Source organism: Amylibacter sp. SFDW26 (genome assembly GCF_009184395.1).
Lineage (GTDB): Bacteria > Pseudomonadota > Alphaproteobacteria > Rhodobacterales > Rhodobacteraceae > Amylibacter.
In genome coordinates this window covers 1-2,205 of record NZ_WEIC01000012.1, presented here as the reverse complement: position 1 = coordinate 2,205, position 2,205 = coordinate 1, and the positions used below count along the sequence as shown (strand labels likewise).

At 45.1% G+C, this 2,205-nt stretch carries 1 protein-coding gene; it reads right to left on the bottom strand.

The features are described 5' to 3' along the window. On the bottom strand, positions 1-2,174 hold a 2,174-nt coding region (locus tag F9L33_RS15665), incomplete at its 3' end, for a hypothetical protein (protein WP_152143755.1). Positions 2,175-2,205 lie beyond the last annotated feature (31 nt).

Genomic DNA, 2,205 nt, shown 5'->3' with positions numbered 1-2,205 from the left:
TTAATATTCTCGGGAGTGAATGTTCCACCTACAGTTTCGGCAAGGCGTGCGGACAGATTAACGGCTGAACTCACCTGACCTTGTCTAAAGCCATAACCAGCTTTTGCCATGACGTCTGGAAACTGCTCAGCATTAAAGGGTTTTCCGCCATTGATATTCTGGATACCCTGCGCACCGACTGCCTTGACAGGTGCAACACCAAGCTCGGGCGCAAGAGTCCGGTTAAAATATGCAAAGCTGCCTTTGAAAGAATTAATTGTTTTGCTGTCAGCCGGCGTTGCGCCACGTCTTGCGATGGTTATCCAAGCTTTCAAACTATCCTTTAGATCCTGCCGCGCTGCAAAGGGCGCTGCACTTGCAGGCCAATTCGCTGTCGTCAAAGGTGCGGTATCAAGTGCCTTGCTTTTTTTCCACTCAGGCAAACGTGCCCGACCTTCGACTGTCGCAGCATAAGCATCAAAAATAGCACCTTCTACCGCCTCTTTCGTGCCGCCCTGGCCACGTCTCATAGAGATATCAATAAAAGGCACACCAACCTTATTCGTATAACCGCGCGTGCGTTCTTTGCCGCGTTTCTGGCCAGAAGGATCAAAATCTTTTTCGATCACATTAAAGCCCTGAAACCCTCTCTTGTTTAATTTATCGAGCATCGCTGCATTTAATGGATCTGCCGTTGCTGAAACGATATTAGTCGTTGCAGTCCTCATACCATTGTAGGAAGCTGTAAACGAATTTCCTCCACTTCCTGCTGGTGGGCTGTAGTTATGGGGAAATCCAAAAGCATCAGCCAGAGTGTTTCCAATTCCATCCTTTACAGCGTTAACAACATTGGTAACAGGGTTGGCCACGTCTTTTATAAAGGTTTCATTGCTGTTGCGCCCAAATGGATTACGTCCACCTTCTGTGTCTTTAGATCGCCATAGGGAGATTTTGGTGATATTCTGTCCGTTACGCTTCACATCAATCTTTTGGATGGTCTTTTTGCCGTTTCGTTGTGTGACTTCGGCACCTACTGTTTTGGCTGGGGCGAAACGTGAATTAATATTATTAGCAGAAGCCGCAGGTCCAGCCGCTTTATTAGGTGCTACAGGTTCACGCGCCGCAGACCATTGGCGATCGTTGGTAAGATTAGAAATTTTTAGTGATATACTATTCTTTGCGCCAAAAGAAGCTACGCCTAAATCATTTTTTTTCTGCTCAAGATTTGCTACGCGGGCTTTGTAATCCCTAGCAGAAATGTAACGTGGCCCCAAATCATTCTTAAGCCGTTTTGTAAACGATTCTTCAGCCTTATCCCAAGTCTTTAGTTTGGATTCCTCGAGGCCTATTTGCTGCTTTAATCTTTGCGCTTTTGCTTGAACCTGCCCTCTTTGACGAGGGTTTAATTTACTATTATTTAAGGCAAAATTTGCAGCTTGCAAATCTGCCTTGGCTTTTTTCACCGTTTTTTCTGCATTCGCCCTTTGAGCGTCTGTCGGCAAATCAGAGGCAAAAAAAGCATTACCTTGTTGTGCACGTGCTTGATAAGTTTTGCCCTCGAAACGAACTGTCGTTGTATCGGATGCATTCGCTTTAAAGTCAGCCGCTGAAGCTTCTTTTCCTATAATCAAGGAACGTACCCGTGCGCCAGCATCACCTTTGGCCAGTTTTACACCAGCTTTCTCTGCACTACTTGCAAACCATTCACCAATTTCTTCACGGATCGCTGCCTTTTGCTCTTTAGGCGATAAACCTTCACGGACAAGAATGATACCTTTTGACGGGATGAACGCAGCATTAACACCCTTGGGTAATGCCGTTTCTGGAGCGTTTTTAGAATTGATATCTGCCGTTGAAACCATAATAACTTTTGGCTTAAAGCCAGGATCTGTGCCCAAACGGTTAAACATCTTATCAAGAACAATCTGCTCATCCAATGTACGCTCTTGCAAAAGTTGTGCATCCAAAGCATGAGAAAGCTGTTCATTACCTTCAGGAGAGGACGCAAGTTGTGCCAACTCACCACGTGCACTTTTTACATCTTTATCTAAGGCCGTTTTACCCACATCAGCTGCGGCAGCACCTCGGCCTTTGGCAGAGGTTCCTTTAGCTCTGGATACTGGTATTGATGACTTCGAATTAAAATCTTTCCCCAGAGTATTTTTATTCGCACTATTAGCACTAATATTATTCATAACAATCGCTCCGTTTTCTGTTGAATTTCCA